This window comes from Myxococcus qinghaiensis (assembly GCF_024198215.1).
Classification (GTDB): domain Bacteria; phylum Myxococcota; class Myxococcia; order Myxococcales; family Myxococcaceae; genus Myxococcus; species Myxococcus qinghaiensis.
Genome location: NZ_JAKCFA010000003.1, coordinates 419,664 through 441,172 on the forward strand (window position 1 = coordinate 419,664; position 21,509 = coordinate 441,172).

A 21,509-nucleotide genomic window follows, 5' to 3' on the forward strand; every position below is an offset into this window, starting at 1 on the left:
TGGCTCCGCTTTCCGGAACCACCCTCGGTGTCAACGACTTCGGCTGTCAGCCCCGGGGCACCACGGTGGGTGCCCGGGGCGGCGCGACGACATCAGGGGGCCACGCGCTCCACTTCCACCTTGCCGATGCGGACGATGTTGAACTCCACGCGGCGGTTGTTCTCGCGGCCCTTCGCCGTCTTGTTGCTGTCGACGGGCTTCGTCTCGCCGTAGCCCTGCGACTCCAGGCGACCGGCGTCGATGCCCTCCTTCACCAGGAAGGCGCGCACGTTGGCGGCGCGGCGCTTGGACAGGTCCAGGTTGGACGCGTCGTTGCCCTGGTCATCCGTGTGGCCCTCCACCCGCAGCAGCTCCACCTGCGGGTTGGCGCGCAGCACCGCGGCCACCTGCTTCAGCAGCGGGAAGGAGCGCGGGAGGATGATGTCCTTGCCCGTGGCGAAGTAGACCTTCTCCAGGATGAGGATGCGCTCGCCATCCACTTGGACCTTCACCTTGCCCTTGTCGGGGCAACCGTCCTCGTCCGTCACGCCGTTGATGACCTCCGGCTCCAGCGGGCACTTGTCCGCGACGTCCGGGATGCCGTCCTTGTCGTTGTCCGGGTCGGGGCAGCCGTCCTCATCCTGGAAGCCGTCCTTGTCCTCGGGCTGGTTCGGGCACTTGTCGTCCGGGTCGAAGAGGCCGTCGCCGTCCGTGTCCACGGGCGGAGCCTCGTCCGGGCAGCCGTCCTCGTCCTGGAAGCCGTTCTTCGTCTCCGGCTCGTTCACGCACTTGTCGTCGCCGTCGAGGATGCCGTCCTGGTCATTGTCCGGGTCCGGGCAGCCATCCGCGTCCTGGAAGCCGTCCTTGTCCTCGGGCTGCGTGGGGCACTGGTCGTCCGGGTCGTAGAGGCCGTCGCCGTCCGTGTCGACGGGCGGAGGCGGCGCCGCCTTCTTCGGCTCGGGCGGAGGGCTGTAGCCGAAGCCCGCCAGCAGCCGGTAGCCCGGCGTGCCGTAGCCCCGGGTGAGGCCCGGTCCACCGCCCAGGTGCGCCGTGAAACCGCTCGCCGCGCGGTACTTCAGCGCGGCCAGCAGCTCCAGCGGGCTCTCTTCGGAGTCCTGCTCGTCCAGACCGATGGCGCCAATCACCGTCGCCTCGGCCGCCAGCGGCACCTGGCCCAGCGTGAAGGGAATCTCCGTGCCCAGGCCGTAGGTGAACGCGTTGCCCGCCGTCAGGTTGCGCAGCACCTGCTTCTCGCGGATGTCCACGCCGACGTTGGCGGCGAAGCGGACCTTCTCACCGTACTCGGCCACCAGCTTCGGCTGCACGCCCACCCCGGAGCTTCCGAGGAAGTCGTTGCCACCCGCCGTGGGCAGCGACACCGGCACCACCAGCGCCAGACCGAAGCGCTCCCCATCAACCAGGCGCGCCTTCGGAACCAGGCGCAGGTCGCCGATACCACCGCCGCCCACGCCCTGGGAGAAGGACGAGTCCACCTGCGGCGCCGGGTCCGAGCCCTGAATCGTCACAGGCAGAATCACGCCGATTTCGAAGCGGTCGAACAGACCCACCGCGCCCATCAGGTCGATGCCCAGCTGACGGCTCACCAGCGCGGTGATGAACCGGTCCGAGCGAGGGTCCAGGAAGTTGAGCGGCTTGCTCCCGTAGTTGAGCGACAGGCCCAGGTTCAACCCCAGGTGGCGCTGCACGCGGGCGCTGTGGATGCCGAGGATGTCCTCGGCGCCCGGGCCCGGCTTGAAGCGCTGCACGTCGATGGACTGCGACACGGGGGACGGCCGCGTCGCCTGCGCATGGGCAGGCTGGGCAGCGAGTGTCCCCGCGAGGGCCAGGCCTCCGGTGACGGCCGCCGCCACGCCCCGCGACGAGCGCCCCGCCACGCGGCGGAGGCGACCGAACAGGGGCAGCGCCAGGAACAGCAGCGCCAGCGGCGCGAAGGTGCCCGCCCCGCCCGTGCTGCAGCCACGGCCCACGACGATGAAGTCGTCATCGCCGACCAGCGGGTTGGTGCCTCCGTTGACCTCTTCCCCGTCGCTCGCACCACCGAAGTCGGTGTCGCGGTTGTTCGGGTCCGTCTCGCCGTTGTCGAGGCCGCCGTTGTGGTTGGCGTCCTCGCGGCCGTCGTTCAGGCCGTCAGCGTCGGTGTCCGGGTCGAGGGGGTTCGTCGCGTTGGAGCCCAGGACCTCCACGCCGTCGCTCAGGTCGTCGTCGTCCGTGTCGGCGTCGTTCGGGTTGGTCTCCGTGGCGTCCACGCGGCCGTTGTGGTCCGCGTCCTCACGGCCGTCGTTCAGGCCGTCACCATCCGTGTCCGGGTTCCTCGGGTCGGTGGTGGTGCTCGGATCCAGGTCCGGCACGAAGTTCGGCGAGTCGATGTTGGTGCCCGGAGGCGCCGTCTCCCACGTCACGCCGCGCTCGGTACCGTCGTTGATGCCGTCGTTGTCGCTGTCCGGATCCAACGCGTCGATGGTGCCGTCCCCATCCGTGTCGGTGAGGGCCTCCTGGCCGTCCGGCACGCCATCGTCGTCGGTGTCGGCGTCGTGCGGGTCCATGCCGAGCTCGATTTCGCGCTCGTCGCTCACGCCGTCCAGGTCGGAGTCCACGTCGTCCGCGGCCAGGTTCGGGTCCGTCTCGCCCGGGTCGATGCGGCCGTTGTGGTTCGCGTCCTCCACGCCGTCACGCACGCTGCCGCCGTCCGTGTCCGGGTTGAGGGGGTTCGTCACGGTGGTCGGGTCCGCATCGGGGATGAAGACGGTGGCGTCGGTGTCCGAGCCCTCCCCCTGGGTGAGGCCCAGCTCCGTGCCGTCCTGGATGCCGTCGCCGTCCGTGTCCGCCTCGTTCGGGTCGGTCTCGTCCGCGTCGACGATGCCGTCGTGGTTCTTGTCCTCGGTGCCATCCATCAGACCGTCGTCATCCGAGTCGTCGTCGAGCGGATCCGTCCCGCCCACTTCCACCTCGATGCCGTCCGACACGCCGTCGCCGTCCGTGTCCGGGTTGTTCGGGTCCGTGCCGATGGCGATCTCCTCCGTGTCCGTCAGGCCGTCGCCGTCCGTGTCCAGACCGATGGACCAGATGAAGTTGGCGGGCGTGGGGTCCACGTCGCCGTCCGCGTCCACCGCGCGCACCTGGAAGGTGTGCGTGCCCTCGGGCAGGCCCGTGAAGTTGATGGGGCTGGTGCAGGGAGCGAAGGGCGCGCCGTCGAGCGAGCACTCGAAGGTGTCACGCGGGTCTCCCGTGACGGAGTTGAAGCTGAACTCCGCGTCGGTGCTGGAGGTGTTCACCGGAGGGCTCGCGGTGATGCGCGTGTCCGGCACGGAGTTCACCGTGAAGGTGTTCGTGTCCGTGGCGGTGTTGCCATTCGCATCCTCCGCCGTGGCCGTCACCGTGTGAGGCCCGTCGAACAGCGGCGTCGTCACGGGCACCGACCAGGTGCCGTCGACACCCGCCGTCGCCGTGCCCACCGTGGTGCCGTCCACCACCACCGTCACCGTGGCGCCCGGCTCGGCCGTACCCGAGTACGTCACGACCGGGTTGGTCACCGTGGAGCCCTCCGCCGGCGTGGTGATGCTCACCGACGTCGTCGCGTCCACCGTGAAGTTGTTCGTGTCCGTCGCGGTGTTGCCCTCGGTGTCTTCCGCCGAGGCCGTCACCGTGTGCGGCCCGTCCGCCAGCGTCGCGGCCACCGGCAAGGTCCAGGAGCCGTTCGCGGCCGCCGTCACCGTGCCGACCACGGCGCCATCCACCGTGACAGTCACGGTGGCGCCCGCCTCCGCGGTCCCCACGTACGTCACCACTCCGTCGGTCAGCACCGCGCCGTCCGCGGGCGTGGTGATGCTCACCGTCGTGGCCGTGTCCACCGTGAAGGTGTTCGTGTCCGTGGCGGTGTTGCCCTCGCCATCGTCGGCGGTGGCCGACACCGTGTGCGGGCCGTCCGTCAGCGTCGTGGACACCGGCACCGACCAGCTGCCGTCGAGCTCCGCCGTCACCGTGCCCACCACCGTGCCATCCACCGTGACAGTCACCGTGGCGCCCGGCTCCGCCGTACCCGAGTACGTCACCACCGGGTTGCTCACCGTCGAGCCATCCGCCGGCGTGGTGATGCTCACGTTCGTCGACGTGTTCACCGTGAAGGTGTTCGTGTCCGATGCCGTATTGCCGCTCGCATCCTCCGCCGTGGCCGTCACCGTGTGAGGGCCTTCGGCCAGCGTCGAGATGCCCGGCACCGACCAGTTGCCGTTCGCGGGCACCGTCACCGTGCCGACCTCCGTGCCATCCACCACCACCGTCACGGTGGCACCCGGCTCGGCCGTACCCGAGTACGTCACCATCGGGTCGCCCACCGTCGAGCCATCCGCCGGCGAGGTGATACTCACGTTCGTCGACGTGTCCACCGTGAAGGTGTTCGTGTCCGTCGCCGTATTGCCACTCGTATCCGTCGCCGTGGCCGTCACCGTGTGCGGCCCGTCACCCAGCGTGGAGACGCCCGGCACCGACCAGTTGCCGCTCGCGGGCACCGTCACCGTGCCGACCTCCGCGCCGTCCACCACCACCGTCACGGTGGCGCCCGGCTCGCCGGTGCCCGAGTAGGTCACCACACCGTCATCCAGCACCGCGCCATCCGCCGGCGTGGTGATGCTCACCGACGTCTGCGAATCCACCGTGAAGGTGTTCGTGTCCGTCGCGGTGTTGCCGTTCGTATCCGTCGCCGTGGCCGTCACCGTGTGAGGACCCTCGCCCAGCGGCGTCGCCACCGGCAGGGACCAGGTGCCGCCAGGGCCCGCCGTCACCGTGTCCACGGTGACGCCGTCGACCACCACCACCACGGTGGCACCCGGCTCAGCGGTGCCCGAGTACGTCACGACCGGGTCGCTGGTGGTCGATCCGTCCGCCGGCGTGGTGATGCTCACCGACGTCGTCGCGTCCACCACGAAGGCGTTCGTGTCCGTCGCGGTGTTGTTCAGGGCATCCGTCGCCGTCGCCGTCACCGAGTGCGGCCCGTCCGCCAGCGGCGCGGCCACCGGCACCGACCAGATTCCGTTCGCAGGCACCGTCACCGTGCCCACCGTGACGCCATCGACGCGCACCACCACCGAGGCGCCCGGCTCACCCGTACCCGTGTACGTCACTACGCCATTGGTCAGCACCGCACCCTCGGCCGGCGTCGTCACGCTCACGAACGTGCCCGTGTCCACCGTGAAGGCGTTCGTATCCGTCGCGGTGTTGCCGCTCGTATCCGTCGCAGTGGCCGTCACCGAGTGCGGCCCGTCCGCCAGCGGCGTGGCCACCGGCACCGACCAGCTGCCGTTCCCCGCCGCCGTCACCGTGCCCACCGTGACGCCATCCACCACCACCACCACCGAGGCGCCCGGCTCGGCCGTACCCGAGTACGTCACCACCGGGTTCGTCAGCACCGCGCCCTCGGCTGGCGTCGCGACACTCACTGACGTCGCCGTGTCCACCGTGAAGGCGTTGGTGTCCGTCGCGGTGTTGCCACTCGTGTCCGTCGCCGTCGCCGTCACCGAGTGCGGCCCGTCCGCCAGCGGCGTCGCCACCGGCACCGACCAGCTGCCGTTCCCCGCCGCAGTCACCGTGCCCACCGTGACGCCATCCACCACCACCGCCACCGAGGCACCCGGCTCCGCGGTACCCGAATAGGTCACCACGCCGTTGGTCAGCACCGCACCTTCGGCCGGAGTCGTGACAGTCACCGTCGTCGCCGTGTCCACCGTGAAGGTGGACGTCGTGGCCGTGCTCGTGCGCGTCGCATCCTGCGAGACGACCGAGATGTTGTAGACGCCGTCCGGCACCGCGACGGGAATCGGGAACGTCCAGGTACCACCCGTCACGGGGATGGCCGGGTACGTCGTGCCATTGAGCGTGAGCACCACGGACGTGGCGCCGCCCGACGCCGTGCCGGTGATTTGCGTCGGCGACGTCGTGAGCACCGCGTTGTTCGCCGGAGTGACGACGACCGGCGGAGGCAGCGCGTTCACGACCGTGAAGGTGTTGGTGTTGCTGACAGGGCTGACCGCGCCGTTCAGCACGGACACGGCATTCACCGTGTGCGCGCCCGTCGTCAGGTCCACGACCGGCGTGTACGTGAAGTTGCCCGCGGCATCCGCCGTGACGGTGGCCAGCACCGCGCCGTCCACGGAGATGACGACCTGGGAGTTCGGGGTCGCCGTGCCGGTGATGGGAGGACGCACGCCCGTGGTGGAGCCGTTGGCCGGCGTCACGACCACCGGAGCCGTCGGCGTCACGAAGGGGCCCGCCAGCACGGTGACGACACCGGGGCTGCCCGCGATGGCGCCGTAGGTGAGGCCGTCCGGAGCGCCCGCCGTGGGCTGCGTGCCGGGGAGGCCGCCCGTGACGGCGGGGGAGCAGTTCACGGTGCCGCCCTGGAGCAGGATGCGACCACCACCACCACCACCACCCGTGCCGTGCTCCGCGAAGGTCGTGCTACCGCCGTTGCCACCGCGCGCCGACACCTGGTTGGCGCCGCAGGTCAGCGCGCCGGTGAAGCGCAGATAGAGCGTTCCACCCGCGCCACCACCACCCGCCGCGTCGTTGGCTTCTTCGCGAGCGTTCTCTCCCGCCACGCCATTGGAGGAAATCGTCCCCGCGCCCGCCAGCGAGGCCGCGCGGATGAACACGATGCCACCCGCGGCGCTACCCCCGCCGCCAAAGTCGTCGTTGCTGTGACCCGCGCCGCCGCCACCACCGAAGAGCAGCTTGTCCACCGCGCTGAAGTCCATGCGCGTGCCGCCCAGGCCACCCACGTCACGGGAGGGAATGGTATCACCACTCCACGTCCGGCCCCCCTTGCCGCCCGCGCCCGCGCTACCACCACCACCACCGCCCGAGTTGTGGCAGATGCCGCCGCCCGCGCCGTTGGCGATGTTGCCGTAGCCCGCAGTGCCCCCGGTGAACGGGAAGGTGTTGTCGTAACTCGCCAACACCACGCCCTCACCCTTCTGCGCGCCACCGGGCTGGTTCTGGTTGATGCCGGTGCAGCCATCCCCATCGCCATTCCAGAAGAGGCCGCCGCGGAAGCCCGTATTCGTCGCGGAGATGGAGCCCGCGTTGTTCACGGCCCCCGTGGACAGGAAGATGAGCACGCCACCCGTGGATCCATCCCACTGCTTGGCGACAATGCTTCCCGCCGCGTTGACAGTCACAGTGGAGTACTCGGGAACGCGGATGGCCTGCGTCCCGGTGTTGGCCGCGAAGGCCACCGTGAGCGGCGCGGTGAAGGTAAGGCGCGTCGCCGTCAGCGCACTCACGCGCCCGAACTGCCACCGACCCACCGCCTCGTTGCCGGCCGCGTTCAGGTCGATGGGCGTCTGGCTTCCCGAGGCCGGCGCCGTGAGGCCCGCCGACTGGTACACCAGCACCAAGTCCCCCACCGCGAAGCCCGTCGTCGAGTTGACCGTGACGCCAGTCTGGCCGGCCGTGACCGCCGCCGTCACCCGCGCATAGGCGTTGACGACGGTGCCGGGCGCGTTGACGGTGAGCGCACCGTCCGAGCCGTCACCCAGGTGGAAGTTATCGGCCGAGGCATGCGCGGCGGGGGCCACCAGCGCGGCGCATAGGAGCGCCAGCAGGCCGACGGCGGGCAAGCGAGCACGTACGCGCCGCGACTCGACCAGCGAAGTAGGAGTTTGTGGGTTCGGTTTCATAGGCCTGGGCCGCGCGGAGTGAAGTGGGGCCCGGGCGGCGCTGATCGCACATAGCAATCCAGGAGCCACCCTCCGTCCACTTCTGGTCCTACCTCTGCCCAGGGGGGTTCCCTCGCCCCTCCCCTCTGAAACAGAGCGGCGGATCCGAATCACGGATCCAGATTCTGGAAACCGGACCGGATGACCCACCCTCCTGGGGCCCTGCGGGCTCGCCTTGACTCGTCAACCCAGCGCGACGGGTCCTCGTTGACGTGTCAGCCCAGGCCCTCAGCGTCAGGCCGATTCGTGACGCGCTCCGCCAAAAGCAAAAGGGGCCCTCCTTCCGGAGAGCCCCTTCGCGTGACGCCAGGACGCGGCTGCGTCCCCCTGGCGCTAGAAGATTTCCTCGAGCCACTCGCGCATGCGGCCCTTCACCTTCTTGTACACGTTCTCTTCGCGGATGCGGAACATGCGCCGGTCCAGGTGCTTGGCGCCGTAGACCACGAGGCCCACGCCCGTCGCGTACATGGGGCTCTTCACCACGTCCACCAACCCGCCGATGCCGCGCGGCATGCCCCGGCGAACCGGCAGCCCGAGCACTTCCTCGGCCAGCTCCGGCATGCCCGCCAGCAACGTCGAGCCACCGGTAATCACCACGCCCGAGGCCAGCAGGTCCTCGTAGCCGCACTTCTGAATCTCACGGTGCACGAGCTGGAAGATCTCCTCCACGCGCGGCTCCAGGATTTCGCACAGAATCTGCCGCCCGAGGACGCGAGGCTGACGACCGCCCACGCTCGGCACCTCCAGCGTGTCGTCCTTGTTGATGAGCGACGCCAGCGCGCAGCCGTACTTCTGCTTGATGCGCTCGGCCTCGTGGGCCGGCGTGCGCAGGCCGATGGCGATGTCGCTGGTGAGGTTGTTGCCGCCCAGCGCAATCACCGCCGTGTGGACGATGGAGCCGCCGGAGAAGATGGCGATGTCCGTGGTGCCGCCGCCGATGTCGACGAGGCACACGCCCAGCTCCTTCTCGTCCTCGCCCAGCACCGCCTCGGCGCTCGCCAAGGGCTGCAGGACGATGTCGGAGACATTCAGGCCCGTCCGGTTCGCGCACTTGACGATGTTCTGCGCGCTGGAGACGGCGCCCGTGACGATGTGCACCTTGGCCTCCAGGCGCACGCCCGCCATGCCCAGGGGCTCCTTGATGCCGCCCTGGTCATCGATGATGAACTCCTGGGGCAGGACGTGGATGACCTCCCGGTCCAGGGGGATGGCCACCGCCTTCGCCGCGTCGATGACGCGCGCGATGTCCGCCTCGCGGACCTCCTTGTCCTTCACCGCCACGATGCCTTGGGAGTTGAAGCCCTTGATGTGGCCACCGGCGATGCCCGTGTAGACGTGGGAGATCTCCGCGCCCGCCATCAGCTCCGCCTCTTCAATCGCGCGGCGGATGGAGGAGACGGTCGCCTCGATGTTCACCACCACGCCCTTGCGCAACCCCTTCGACGGATGCGTCCCGATACCGATGATGTCGATACCGCTGTCGGTCAGCTCCCCGACGATGGCGCAAATCTTCGTCGTGCCGATGTCGAGGCCGACAATAATCTCCCCCGACTTCTGCTTCGCCATGACAACCCTCCCAGGCCCCCCACTCTCGTGAAAGGGGCGTCCTCTTACTGCCTCGCGCTCCCGTTCCTCTCGGACACGGGGCTCGAAAGCTTCACCGCCACCCAACCGGGCCGGGCCCGGTTATCCAGGTGAATGATCTCCGCTGCAAGCCCCCTGGCGCCCAGTTCGCGCCGGACACGGCCCAACCGCTGCAGCTTGACCTCGGAATTCCCTTCGCCTAGGCGCACTTCCTGTCCGGAAGCGGCCACCAGCGTCACGTCCCGCCCATCCATCCGCACCTCGGACAGCCGCTCCGGCTTGCCCGGCGACTCCTTCGCGTACGCCCGCGCCACCTCGAGCGCCGCCTGGAACCGCTGGCGCGCCACGGCGGGGTCCGTCACGTAGCCCTCGCGGTCCACCCCGGTGACGAGCGGCAAATCCAGCCCGTCCCCCGGCGTCACCCGCTTGAAGGGCTCGCCCTCTTCGTCCAGCACGTACAGCTCCCCCATCACCGCCAGCGCCTCCGGGACGTGCTCGGACACCTCCACTGAGACGCGGTTCGGGAAGCGCCGCGTCACCTCCACCTTCTTCACCCACGGGTGCTGGAGCATGGCCCGCTCCAACGCCCCTACCTCCAACGTCCAGAGGTTCTGACCCTTCGTCAAAGCCGCCAGCCGCAGCAGCTCCACGCGCGATGCGCGCTGCAGGCCGGAGAAGGACACCGCCGCCAGCTCGAACCGGGGCGACACCAGCGCCCACCGGCGCAGCTCCACCCCGCCCCACACCAACAGCCCCGTCACCAGCGTCAGCGCCACCACCTTCACCACGCCCGGGCCCTGCGAGCGCACGACGCTCTTCACGGCCTCATTTCGCTGGGCAGTGTCTTGACGGCGGCGATTTTTGCTTCGACCGAAGGCCATGGTGTGGGAACGCTGGGACCCATGCTGCGCGCGGATGGATCTCCACGCCAGTTTTTGGCTACAGCGACGTCGCTGTAGCGCCCCAACCCCACGAGGGGCCGGGACTTCGAGGGGGATTCAAGAGGGGGAAGGCTGTTTCAGGCCTTGAGACATGCGCCTTGCAACAGGCGCTCGCACAGGGCCGGGAAGTCGATACCACGTCCCGCGGCAATCTTGGGCAGGAGGCTGGTGGCCGTCATGCCCGGCAGCGTGTTGGTTTCCAGCAAGAACACATCGCCTCCGTCCGTGACGATGACGTCCGAGCGCGATGCCCCCGCACAGCCCAGGGCCCGGTGCGCGCCCAGGCACACCTCGTTGACCCGCGCATACTGATCCGGAGGCAGGGGTGCGGGGAAGAGGTACTGCGTTCCCGTGCCCGCCTTGTACTTGGCATCGTAGTCGTAGAACTCGCGGGCGGCGCGGACCTCGATGACGCCCAGGGCCTCATCGTCCAGCACTCCACCTTGCACTTCTCTTCCCTTGACGAACTGCTCCACCAGGAGGGTGCCCGCATACTTCGCGGCGTCCTTCACGGCGGCGTCGTAGTCCGCGCGCGCCTTGCAGATGTGCACGCCCACGCTGCTGCCCTCGCGGCTGGGCTTCACCACCACCGGGAAGCCGAACCCCAGCGAGTCCCCCGCCGCCAGCGCGGAGGCCTCGTCGGCGAAGGCGCGGTAGGCCGGCGTGGGGATGCCCTGCGCGATGAAGACGAGCTTGGCGTAGACCTTGTCCATGGCCATCGCCGACGCGAGCACGCCGCTGCCGGTGTAGGGGATGAACATGGACTCCAGCAGGCCCTGGAGGCTGCCGTCCTCGCCGTAGCGGCCATGCACGGCCAGCCACGCCACGTCCACCTTCTCCGCGATTAGGCGCGCGGGCAGGTCCTTGCCCACGTCGATGTCCACCACGTCGTAGCCCAGCGAGCGCAGCGCGCCGGCCACGGCGGCGCCGGTGCGCAGGGACACCTCGCGCTCGGACGACAGGCCGCCGTACAGCACCCCCACGCGCTTGTTCTTGAGTTCGTCCTTCGAGAAGGCGCCGCGATTCGCTGTCATGGCAGGAACTCTCCCACGCGTTTGACTTCGGGTTTCATGTCGACACCGGAGTGCTCTTGTACACGCGTCCGCATCAGCGTGATGAGCCCCAGCACGTCCCGGGCGGTGGCCCCGCCCAGGTTGACAATCCAGTTGGCGTGCAGCGTCGAAATCTGCGCCCGCCCTAGCGTGTGCCCCTTGAGGCCCACGAGCTCAATCAGCCGCCCGGCATGGTCTCCGGGCGGATTGGTGAAGACGCTGCCGAAGTTGGGCTGGCTCAAGGGCTGCGTCCGCTTGCGGTAGCCCAGGTCCGCGTCCATGGCGACCTTGGAGGCCGCGACATCGCCCTTGGGCAACCGGAAGCGAACCCGCGTCACCACGCCCCCGGGCGGCAGCTCCGAGTGCCGGTACGCATGCGGTATCTGCGCCTTCTTCAGCCACCCCACCCCATCAGGCGAGGCGACCTCCACCGCTTCGATGACGCGAAACGCCTCGCCGTTCTTGGTGCCCGCGTTCATCGCCACCGCGCCACCGAGCGTCCCGGGGATGCCTGCGAGGAACTCCGCGCCCACCAGTCCCTGGCCGCGCATCACGTTGACGAGCTTCACGATGGCCGCGCCCGCCCCCAAGGTAACGAGCCCGTCCTCGGGCCCCACCTCGATGAGTTCAGGGAAGAGGTCCCCGGGCAGCTTCACCGTGACCCCCGCCACGCCGCCGTCGCCCACCAGCGTATTGGCGCCACCGCCGAGGATGCTCACGGGCGCGCCTTCGTCCCTGGCGAGCTTCAGCAAGGCCACGAGCGCATCGGGCGTGCGTGGACGCACCAGCGCCTCCGCCGCGCCGCCCACCCGGACGCTGATGAGCGGAGCCAGAGGCTCGCCGGCCTTCACTTCGCAGTCCGGCAGCCCCTCCACGCGAGCCGCCAGCGCCGTCTTCACGCCCGCTTCCACCATGTCGGCTAGCCCTTCGCCGGAGCCGCGTTGCCGAGCAGGCCGAGCAGGTCGGGCCCCACGTGGGTGATGTCACCCGCGCCGAGCGTCAGCACCAGGTCCCCTTCGCGAAGCCGGGGAAGCAGCGCCGCCGGCAGGTCCGTGCGCTTGGGGACGAACGTCACGTCGCGGTGGCCGTGCGCGCGGATGGCCTCCGCCAGCGCGTCACCGGTGGCGCCGGGAATCGGCTCCTCGCCGGCCGCGTAGACGTTGGTGACGAAGAGCACGTCCGCGTCGTTGAACGACGTGGTGAACTCCTTCAGCAAGTCGTGCGTGCGCGTGTAGCGGTGCGGCTGGAAGGCCACCACCACGCGGCGACCGAAGGCGCGCCGGGCGCCCGCCAGCGTGGCCAGCACCTCCGTGGGGTGGTGCGCGTAGTCGTCCACCACGGTGATGCCCTTGGCCTCGCCCTTCACGGTGAAGCGCCGCTGCACGCCGCCGAACTCGGCCAGCGCGGTGCGCACCGTCTCCAGGGGGATATCCATCTCCTCCGCCACGGCGATGACGGCCAGCGCGTTGAAGGCGTTGTGCGCGCCCACCATGCGCACGCGGAACTCACCCAGGTCCTCCTCGCGGCGGAACGCATGGAACGTCGTCGTGAAGCCGTCCAGGGCGATGCTCTCCAGGCGGTAGTCCGCCATGTGCGAGCTGCCGTAGGTGACGAAGCGCTTCTCGATGCGCGGCAGGAGCGCCTGGACGTTGGGGTTGTCCAGGCACAACACGTTGAGGCCGTAGAAGGGCACCCGGTTGCAGAACTCCACGAAGGCCGTCTGGAGCACCTCCAGCGAGCCGTAGTGGTCCATGTGCTCCGGGTCGATGTTCGTGACGATGGCGATGGACGGGTGCAGCTTGAGGAAGCTGCCGTCGCTCTCGTCCGCCTCCACCACCATCAGCTCGCTCTTGCCGAGCTTGGCGTTGGAGTCGAGCACGTTCACCTTGCCGCCCACCACCGCTGTCGGGTCCAGGCCCGCCGCGCTCAGCACCGTGGCCACCATGGACGTCGTCGTCGTCTTGCCGTGGCTGCCCGCGACGGCGACGGAGTACTTCAGCCGCATCAACTCCGCGAGCATCTCCGCGCGAGGGATGACGGGAATCTTCCGCTGGCGCGCGGTGACGACCTCCGGGTTGTCCTTGCGCACCGCGGACGAAATCACCACCACGTCCGCCTGCACGAGGTTCTGCGCCTTGTGGCCCTCGAAGATGGTGGCGCCCATGCGCGTCAGGCGCCGGGTGATGTCGCTCTCCTTCAAGTCGGAGCCGGACACCCGGTAGCCCAGGTTGAGGAGCACCTCGGCGATGCCGCTCATGCCGATGCCGCCGATGCCCACGAAGTGCACCTGCGCGGCGTGCCGCGTCTTGAAGAGGCTCTGCGGCTTGTTCTTCGTCACGACTTGCTCCTGGGTGCCGTCTTCGCCTCGGGGGTGGGACGCTCGCGGCCCGTGGGGCCCCAGGTCTGCACCATCAGGTCCACACACACGTCCGCCAGCTCCTTCGCCGCCTCGGGACGGCCCAGCAGCGCCGCCTTCTTCTCCATGCCCTTGAGCCGCCCGGGCTCCGACTTCAGCGCCCGCAGCGTCTCCGCCAGCTTCGCCCCCGTCAGCTCCGACTCCTGGAACATCAGCGCCGCGCCCGCCTCCACCAGCGCCCGCGCGTTCACCGTCTGGTGGTCATCCGTGGCATGCGGGAAGGGAATCAGGATGCTCGCCTTCTTGCACACCGTCAGCTCCGCCAGCGTGGTGGCACCGGCGCGACAGATGACCAGGTCCGCCATCGCGTACGCGCTCGACATGTCGTCGATGAACTCCACCACGTCCGCGTGGAAGCCCTTGTCCGCGTAGCCCTTGCGCACCGTCTCCAGGTCGTTCTTCCCCGTCTGGTGCACGAAGCGCAGGCCTTCCTTCAAGTCGCCCAGCGAGTCGAGCGCCTCCAACATCCGCTGGTTGATGCCGCGCGCGCCCAGGCTGCCGCCGAAGACGAGCACCGAGAAGTTCTCGTGCGCCACATGACTGCGCAGGTAGTTGTCCATCAGCTTGCGGCGGATGGGGTTGCCGATGAGCTGCACCTTCTTCTCCGGGAAGAAGCGCCGCGCTTCATCGAAGGCGATGAAGACCACGCGCACCACCTTGCCCAGCAGCTTGTTGGTGAGGCCCGGCAGCGCGTTCTGCTCCTGGATGGCGGTGGGGATGCCCATCAGCCACGCGGCCAGGACGACGGGGCCGCTCGCGTAGCCGCCCACGCCCACCACCACGTCCGGCTTCTGCCGGGCGAGGATGCGGAACGACTCGATGAAGGCCAGCGGCAGCGCGACGAGCGCCTTGATGAGCGAGAAGAAGCCCTTGCCCTTCAAGCCCTGCACCTTCACCAGCTCCAGCGGATAGCCCTCGCGCGGAACGACGCGCGCCTCCAGGCCCCGCTCCGTCCCCACGAAGACGACTTCGTTGGCGTGGTGACGCGTCACCACCTCTTCCGCCAGGGCGATGCCCGGGAAGAGATGACCCCCGGTGCCGCCCCCCGCGATGAGCACCTTCACGCCGCCACCTCCCTCAAGTCCGAACCCGCACGCGCGCTCCGAGGCGCTCCCTGCGCACTGGCGCTCAGCGACAAGAGCACGCCCGCCGCGCCCATCAGCACTACCAGCGACGTGCCGCCGTACGAGACGAACGGCAGCGTCAGCCCCTTGGTCGGCAGCAGCCCCATGGCCACGCACATGTTCACCGTGGCCTGGAAGGCGATGATGGAGGTGAAGCCCAGCCCCAGGTACGTGCCGAAGGTCTCTCCCGCCGCCAGGCTGGCGCGCACGCCGCGCCACAGGACGAGGCCGTAGAGCGAGACGAGCACGCCCACGCCAATCAACCCCGTCTCCTCACCGAGGATGGAGAAGATGAAGTCGGTGTGCGCTTCCGGCAGGAAGAAGAGCTTCTGCCGCCCGTCGCCCAGCCCCAGGCCCACCACGCCGCCGGAGCCGATGGACATGAGGGACTCGGCGACCTGGTAGCCCACGTCGTGCCGGTGCGCCCACGGGTCCAGGAAGGCCAGGATGCGCTTCATGCGGTACGGGCTGGAGGCAATGGCCACGTAGGCCATGGGCAGCGCGAGCAGGATGGAGCCGACCAGGTAGCTCAGCTTCGCGCCGGCGGCGAACAGCAGCACGAACAGCATGAACACCAGCAGCACGCTGCTGCCGAAGTCGGGCTGGAGCATGCAAAGCATCACCAGGATGCCGCACAGCGCCAGGTGCGGGACGAAGCCCACGGAGAACGTCGCCACCTTCTCGCGCTTCTTCGCCAGCGAGTAGGACAGGTAGACGACCCACGCGAACTTGGCGACCTCGGCGGGCTGGAGGCTGAAGCCCGGCAGCCGGATCCAGCGCCGCGCGCCCCCCGCCGTGGAGCCGATGCCGGGGATGGCCACCAGCACCAGCAGGACAATCGCCGCGAGCAGCAGCGGATACGCCCAGCGCGCCAGCTTGCGCCAGCCCAGCTTCATCGCCACGGCCATCGCCACCAGGCCGATACCCGCCGCGGTGACCTGTCGCTTGAAGAAGTAGAGGCTGTCGCCGAGCTTGTCCTGCGCCAGCACCGCGCTCGCCGAGTACACCATCACCAGGCCCATCGTCACGAGGCCGAGCACGGCGCACAGGAGGATGGGGTCGAACCGCACGGGAGCATTCGACGGAGGAGAGGTCTTCATGCCGTCACAGCGCTCCGACCAGGCGCTTGAAACTGTCGCCCCGGTCCTCGAAGTTCTTGAACTGATCGTACGACGCACATGCGGGCGACAGCAGCACCGTGTCACCCGCCTTCGACAGCTCACGCGCCTTCGCCACCGCGGCCGCCAGCGTGCCGCACGCATGCACCGCCGCCTGCCCCTCGTACGCCCGGGCGAGCAGCTCCGCGTCCGCGCCGATGGTCAGCACGCCCTTCACCTTGCCCCGCCCCGCCTCCACCATGGGCGCGTACGGCGCGCCCTTGCCCTTGCCACCGGCAATCAGCCACAGCCCGTCCTGGAACGCGCGCAGCGCGACGAGCACCGAGTCCACGTTCGTGGCCTTCGAGTCGTTCACCCACTCCACCCCGTCCAGCACCCGCACGCTCTCCAGCCGGTGCGGCAGGCCCGGGTAGCTGTCCAGCCCCACTTGCACCGCGTCGGCCGACACGCCGCCCAGCCGCGCCAGCAGCGCCGCCGCCATCGCGTTCTGCGCGTTGTGGGCCCCTCGCAGCGCGCGGTTGTTGAGCCGGTACCGCTCGCCCTGGAAGTCCAGCCGGAAGCCGCCCTCCTCCGCCACCGCCAGCCCCGCGAGCTTCGGCGCGTCCACCACCGGCTTGCCGGTGAGGCTGAAGCCGTACACGGGCACTCGCGACTGTCGCGCCAGCGCGAGCACGTCCGCGTCGTCCGCGTTCACCACCGCGAAGTCACCCTCTCGCTGGTGGTGGAAGATGCGGGCCTTGGCCTCGCCGTACGCGCCATGATTCGCGTACCGGTCGATGTGGTCCGCCGTGAGGTTGAGGATGGCGGCGCCGCGCGGGCGCAGCGTCTGGATGCCCTCGAGTTGGAAGCTGGACAGCTCCACCACCAGCGCGTCCCAGTCACCGGGCGTCAGCGCGGCCTCGCTGAAGGGCCGGCCCAGGTTGCCGCCGACGAAGGTGCGCTTCCTGCCCTGGAGGAACAGCTCCCCGGTGAGCGCCGTGGTGGTGCTCTTGCCGTTGGTGCCCGTGATTCCAAACAGCGGCACCGACTCCAGGAAGCGCCACGCCAGCTCCACCTCGCCCCAGATGGGCACGCCCGCGGCGGCGGCGGCGCGCAGCTCCGGCAGGGCCAGCGGCACGCCCGGGCTCACCACCACCAGCGCCTGCGACTCCAAGAGGCCCGGCGTCGCGGGGTCGGTGACGAGCGTGGCGCCCAGCGATTTCACCTCGCGGGCTACGTCGCCCAGCGCGTCCTCGCTGCGAGCATCCAGCGCCGTCACGCTCGCGCCCCGCTGGGACAAGAGGCGCAGCGCCGCCACGCCACTCTTCGCCAGCCCGTACACCAACACCTTCTGCCCGGACAGCGCGAACGTCATGGATGTTCCACCCCTGGGGAGAATCAGCGCAGCTTGAGCGACAGGAGCGCCACGCCACCACAGAGGATGGAGACGATCCAGAAACGGACGATGATCTTCGGCTCGGCCAGCCCCTTGAGCTCGAAGTGGTGGTGCACCGGCGCCATCTTGAACACGCGCTTGCCGGTCATCTTGAAGGAGGCCACCTGAATCATCACGCTCAGCGCCTCCGCGAAGAAGATGCCGTGGATGATGGCGGACACCACCTCGTTCTTGGACAGCACCGCCAGCCCGCCCAGGGCGCCACCCAGCGCCAGCGAGCCGATGTCCCCCATGAACACGGAGGCCGGATACGTGTTGAACCAGAGGAACGAGATGCCCGCGCCGACGATGGCCGCGCAGAACACGGCCAGCTCCGCGCCGCCCGGCACCTGGAGGATGCCCAGGTACTGCCACAGCGGCGTGGCCACCAGCTTCGTCGTGCCACCCACCGTCACCGAGTCCGCGATGCTCAGCGTGGTGCCCGCGACGTAGCAGAGCACCGCGAAGGTAATCGCGGAGACGATGGTGGGGACAATCGCGAGCCCGTCCAGGCCGTCGGTGAGGTTCACCGCGTTGGACGTGCCCACGATGACGATCCACGCGAAGACGACGTAGAACCAGCCCAGGTCCAGGTTGAACCAGTGGGACGGGATGAACGGCAGCGTCAGCCGCGTGTTGATGAGCAGCGTGGGGCCGAATGAGCCGTCCGGCTGCGTCCACGTCGTCAGCAAGCCAAAGACGGCGATGAGGAAGAAGACGGTCTGCAGCACCATCTTCTTGCGCCCCGCCAGGCCCTTGGAGTTGCGCTTGGACAGCTTGAGCCAGTCATCCAGGAAGCCGATGAAGCCGTAGCCGAACGTCAGCAGCAGCACCACCCAGACGGCGCGGCTCTTCAGGTCCGCGAACAGCAGCGTGCCCGCGGCGATGCAGATGAGGATGAGCGCGCCACCCATGGTGGGCGTGCCCTTCTTCTTCTGGTGCGAGTCCGGCGTGTCCTCGCGGACGTTGCTCTGTCCGTGCTGCTTCAGCCGCAGCCTCGCGATGAGGCGCGGGCCAATCAGCATGCCCAGCACGAGCGCGAAGACCCCGGCGGCGATGATGCGGAAGGTGGGGTAGCGCAGGAAGTTGAGAACCCGCCCCGCTTCCGTGTTCTGGATGAGCTCGTAGAGCAGATACAGCACTAGTGGTTTCCTCCGGAGGACGCGGTCGTGCCCGTCAATGCGGCCACCACCCGCTCCAGCCGCATTCCGCGGCTTGCCTTCACCAGCACCACGTCGTGAGGGCGAAGCCTCGGCGTCAACCACGCCACCAGGGGCTCCACCTCCGTGAAATGCGCCGCGGACTCACCCAGCCCCGCGTGCTTGAAACCCTCTTTGGAGCGCGGGCCGAAGAAGGCCACCAGCGCCGCCTTGCCCGCCACCTGCCCGCCCAGCCGCGCGTGCTCCTCGAACTCGCCCGGGCCCAGCTCCAGCATGTCGCCCAGCACCGCCACCGCGCGGCCCCCAGGCGTCACCAGCGTGCCCAGCGTCTCCAGTGCCGCGTCCATGGAGGCGGGGTTCGCGTTGTAGCAGTCGTCAATCACCGTCACGCCACCCAGTCCGTCCACCACGTTGAGGCGCCGCGCGTACGGCCTGGCCGCCTCCAGCCCCTTCACACACTCCTCCGCCGTGTAGCCCAGCGCCAGCGCCACCGCGAAGGCCGCCGTCGCGTTCTGCGCGTTGTGCGGCCCGATGAAGTTCAGCCGCACCGGCCACTCCCGGCCCAGGTGGCGCACCGTGGCCACCATGCCGTCGCGGCCCTTCGTCTCCACCGACACCAGCCGCACGTCCGAGCCGTCCGCGCGGCCGAAGGTCAGCCGGTTCGCTTCACTGCGCTCCGCCTGCGCGGGGATGAGCGCGTCGTCCGCGTTGACCACAATCGTGGTCCCATGTCCCATCTCCTGGAACATCTCCCCTTCCGCGTCCGCCACGCCCTGCAGGCTGCCCAGCCCCTCCAGGTGCTCGGGTTGGACGACGGTGATGACCCCCGCGTCCGGCCGCACCACCCGGGTGAGCCGCTGGATTTCGCCAGGCCGGTTCATCCCCACCTCGATGACCGCCGCCACGTGCTGGGGCTCCAGCCGGAACAGCGTCAGGGGGACACCGACTTCGTTGTTGAAGTTGCCCTCCGTCTTCAGCGCCGGCCCGCGCGTGGCGAGGATGGCGCCCACCATCTCCTTGGTGGTCGTCTTCCCGTTGGAGCCGCCCACCGCGCAGATGGGAATGCGGAAGCGCTGACGGTGGTGGCGGCCCAGGGCCCCCAACGCCATCAGCGTGTCGTCGACCTCGTAGAGCGTGAAGCCCTCCGGTAGCGCGGGCAGGGCACGGCCCCGCCCCACCACCGCGCCGGCCGCCCCACCCTTCGCCGCGACGTCCACGAAGCCGTGGGCGTCGAAGCGCTCACCCACCAGCGCCACGAAGAGGCACCCCGGGGTGAGTGCCCTCGTGTCGGTGCAGACGGCCTCGAAGGCGGCCGGCCCGGGACTTCCGAGCCGGGTCGCCCCCGTCGCCTGCACCACCTCTTCGTCGCTGAATCGAGCTGCCATAGGGGTGTGGGGCGTCCCGTCCGCGAGCCTTCTCAGCCGGCGGTGCGGCTCGCCAGCGCCTTGGCGGCGGCCTGGCGGTCATCGAAGCTGAGCTTCTCCTTGCCCACCTGCTGGTAGGTCTCGTGGCCCTTGCCCGCGATGAGGACGACGTCGTCCGCGCCCGCCAGTGCAATGGCCTGCTCGATGGCGGTGCGACGGTCCGCCTCCACGAGGTAGCCCTTCTCGCCCGACTTCGCCTTGTTCGCGGAGATGCGGCGCAGGCCGCCCTTCTCCACGCCCGACGTCACCTGGCTGATGATCTCCTCCGGGTCCTCCGTGCGCGGGTTGTCGCTGGTGATGACCGTCAGGTCCGCGGCCTCCGCCGCCACCGCGCCCATCAGCGGACGCTTGCCCTTGTCACGGTCGCCTCCGCAGCCGAAGACCGTGATGACGCGGCCCTTGGCCATGGCGCGCGCGGCCTCCAGCGCGCGCTTGAGCGCGTCGTCGGTGTGCGCGTAGTCCACGAACACGGCGGGCGCCCCGGCGGGGCCGTAGTTCTCCACGCGCTCCATGCGGCCGGCCACCGGCGTCATCCGCTCGATGCCGACCTTCACGTCGGCGCGCGAGAAGCCCGCGCCGATGCCGATGCCCACCGCCAGGAGGATGTTCTCCAGGTTGTGGGGCCCCAAGAGCTTGCTCTTCAGGGAGATATCGCCCGAGGGCGTCTTCAGCGTGCCGGTGATGCCGGCCAGCGTGAAGGTGACGTCCGAGGCCGAAATCTCACCGTTGCCGGTGCGGCTGAACTTCCACGCCATGCGCTTCTGGCCGCGCTGCTCGTTGTAGATGCGGCTGGCGTACGTGTCGTCGCCGTTCACCACGGCCACGCCCGTGGCGGACAGGTTCTCCGCGAAGAGCTTCCGCTTGGCCTGGAAGTAGTCCTCCATGTCCTTGTGGTAGTCGAGGTGGTCGCGGCTCAAGTTGCTGAAGCCCGCGGCCTTGAAGGTCAACCCGTGCACGCGCTCCTGCGCGAGCGCATGGCTTGACACCTCCATCACCACCGTCTCCACACCCGCGTCCACCATCTCCTTGAAGATGCGGTGCAACTCCAGCGGATCCGGCGTCGTGTTGGCCGTCTCCACCGTCTTGCCCCCGAACTTGTAGCCCAACGTGCCGATGACACCCGTGGACACGTAGGCCGCCGCGCCCATTGCCTCCAGCAGGAACGACGTCGTCGTCTTCCCATTGGTGCCGGTGACAGCCAGCAACGTCAGCTTGTCGGCCGGACGCCCATGGAAGTTCGCGGCGATGAGGGCCAGCGCCTTGCGCGCGCTGCCCACCTTGAAGAAGGGCACCTGCGAGGAGGGCACTGGCTTCTCGGAGACCACCGCCACGGCTCCGCGTGACACGGCCTCCCCGATGAACTGGGCACCATCCTCCTTGGTGCCGGGAATGGCGATGAACAAGTCGCCAGGCTTCACATGCCGCGAGTCCTGGGTCACACCGGTGACGTCGACCGCGGAACGACCACCCGAGGTCTGCTCGGCACCACACCCTGCGAGGACATCCGTCAGCTTCATCTCTTCCCCTTCACACGCATTGCAAGCGCGGGGCCTGGAACGAGCGCGGC

At 69.4% G+C, this 21,509-nt stretch carries 12 protein-coding genes; all 12 read right to left on the reverse strand.

What is annotated here, in order from left to right; genetic code table 11:
* Nucleotides 1–92: 92 nt before the first annotated feature.
* Nucleotides 93–7,670 carry an adventurous gliding motility protein AgmC gene (gene agmC, locus LZ199_RS06795; protein WP_407667171.1) on the reverse strand — a complete coding sequence of 2,526 codons (7,578 nt, stop codon included), beginning with the start codon at nt 7,668–7,670 and terminating at the stop codon, nt 93–95.
* A 372-nt stretch (nt 7,671–8,042) separates the two neighbouring features.
* Nucleotides 8,043–9,275 carry a cell division protein FtsA gene (gene ftsA / locus LZ199_RS06800; RefSeq protein ID WP_141648320.1) on the reverse strand — a complete coding sequence of 411 codons (1,233 nt, stop codon included), beginning with the start codon at nt 9,273–9,275 and terminating at the stop codon, nt 8,043–8,045.
* Between the two features lie 44 nt (nt 9,276–9,319).
* Entirely contained in the window at nt 9,320–10,174 is an 855-nt protein-coding gene (locus LZ199_RS06805) for a cell division protein FtsQ/DivIB (protein WP_253992828.1), read from the reverse strand.
* A 137-nt stretch (nt 10,175–10,311) separates the two neighbouring features.
* Complete coding sequence (locus LZ199_RS06810; RefSeq protein ID WP_253992829.1) at nt 10,312–11,268, reverse strand: D-alanine--D-alanine ligase; 957 nt, start codon at nt 11,266–11,268, stop codon at nt 10,312–10,314.
* Nucleotides 11,265–12,200 (reverse strand): UDP-N-acetylmuramate dehydrogenase, encoded by a 936-nt coding sequence (gene murB, locus LZ199_RS06815; RefSeq protein ID WP_253992830.1) that lies wholly within the window; start codon nt 12,198–12,200, stop codon nt 11,265–11,267. The genes LZ199_RS06810 and murB overlap by 4 nt, the downstream gene beginning before the upstream one ends.
* A 5-nt stretch (nt 12,201–12,205) precedes the next feature.
* Nucleotides 12,206–13,624 (reverse strand): UDP-N-acetylmuramate--L-alanine ligase, encoded by a 1,419-nt coding sequence (gene murC / locus LZ199_RS06820; protein ID WP_323389294.1) that lies wholly within the window; start codon nt 13,622–13,624, stop codon nt 12,206–12,208.
* Nucleotides 13,621–14,766 carry an undecaprenyldiphospho-muramoylpentapeptide beta-N-acetylglucosaminyltransferase gene (gene murG, locus LZ199_RS06825; RefSeq protein ID WP_253992831.1) on the reverse strand — a complete coding sequence of 382 codons (1,146 nt, stop codon included), beginning with the start codon at nt 14,764–14,766 and terminating at the stop codon, nt 13,621–13,623. Before murG ends, murC begins: the two co-directional genes overlap by 4 nt.
* Nucleotides 14,763–15,926 (reverse strand): putative lipid II flippase FtsW, encoded by a 1,164-nt coding sequence (ftsW, locus tag LZ199_RS06830; protein WP_253992832.1) that lies wholly within the window; start codon nt 15,924–15,926, stop codon nt 14,763–14,765. The genes murG and ftsW overlap by 4 nt, the downstream gene beginning before the upstream one ends.
* Before the next feature lie 4 nt (nt 15,927–15,930).
* On the reverse strand, nt 15,931–17,298 hold the full coding sequence (gene murD, locus LZ199_RS06835; protein ID WP_253992833.1) for a UDP-N-acetylmuramoyl-L-alanine--D-glutamate ligase: 1,368 nt from the start codon (nt 17,296–17,298) through the stop codon (nt 15,931–15,933).
* Nucleotides 17,299–17,321: 23 nt separating this feature from the next.
* A complete protein-coding gene (mraY, locus tag LZ199_RS06840; RefSeq protein ID WP_141648328.1) occupies nt 17,322–18,500 on the reverse strand; it encodes a phospho-N-acetylmuramoyl-pentapeptide-transferase in 1,179 nt (392 codons plus the stop codon).
* Nucleotides 18,500–19,903 carry a UDP-N-acetylmuramoyl-tripeptide--D-alanyl-D-alanine ligase gene (locus LZ199_RS06845; RefSeq protein WP_253992834.1) on the reverse strand — a complete coding sequence of 468 codons (1,404 nt, stop codon included), beginning with the start codon at nt 19,901–19,903 and terminating at the stop codon, nt 18,500–18,502. The genes mraY and LZ199_RS06845 overlap by 1 nt, the downstream gene beginning before the upstream one ends.
* A gap of 32 nt (nt 19,904–19,935) precedes the next feature.
* Nucleotides 19,936–21,459, reverse strand: coding sequence for a UDP-N-acetylmuramoyl-L-alanyl-D-glutamate--2,6-diaminopimelate ligase (locus LZ199_RS06850; protein ID WP_253992835.1), 1,524 nt, complete (start codon nt 21,457–21,459; stop codon nt 19,936–19,938).
* Between the last annotated feature and the right edge of the window lie 50 nt (nt 21,460–21,509).

Coding starts and splice junctions, on each gene's coding strand:
- agmC (WP_407667171.1), bottom strand. CDS start 7,670: ATGAAACCGAACCCACAAACTCCTACTTCGCTGGTCGAGTCGCGGCGC.
- ftsA (WP_141648320.1), bottom strand. CDS start 9,275: ATGGCGAAGCAGAAGTCGGGGGAGATTATTGTCGGCCTCGACATCGGC.
- LZ199_RS06805 (WP_253992828.1), bottom strand. CDS start 10,174: ATGGCCTTCGGTCGAAGCAAAAATCGCCGCCGTCAAGACACTGCCCAG.
- LZ199_RS06810 (WP_253992829.1), bottom strand. CDS start 11,268: ATGACAGCGAATCGCGGCGCCTTCTCGAAGGACGAACTCAAGAACAAG.
- murB (WP_253992830.1), bottom strand. CDS start 12,200: ATGGTGGAAGCGGGCGTGAAGACGGCGCTGGCGGCTCGCGTGGAGGGG.
- ftsW (WP_253992832.1), bottom strand. CDS start 15,926: ATGAAGACCTCTCCTCCGTCGAATGCTCCCGTGCGGTTCGACCCCATC.
- murD (WP_253992833.1), bottom strand. CDS start 17,298: ATGACGTTCGCGCTGTCCGGGCAGAAGGTGTTGGTGTACGGGCTGGCG.
- LZ199_RS06845 (WP_253992834.1), bottom strand. CDS start 19,903: ATGGCAGCTCGATTCAGCGACGAAGAGGTGGTGCAGGCGACGGGGGCG.
- LZ199_RS06850 (WP_253992835.1), bottom strand. CDS start 21,459: ATGAAGCTGACGGATGTCCTCGCAGGGTGTGGTGCCGAGCAGACCTCG.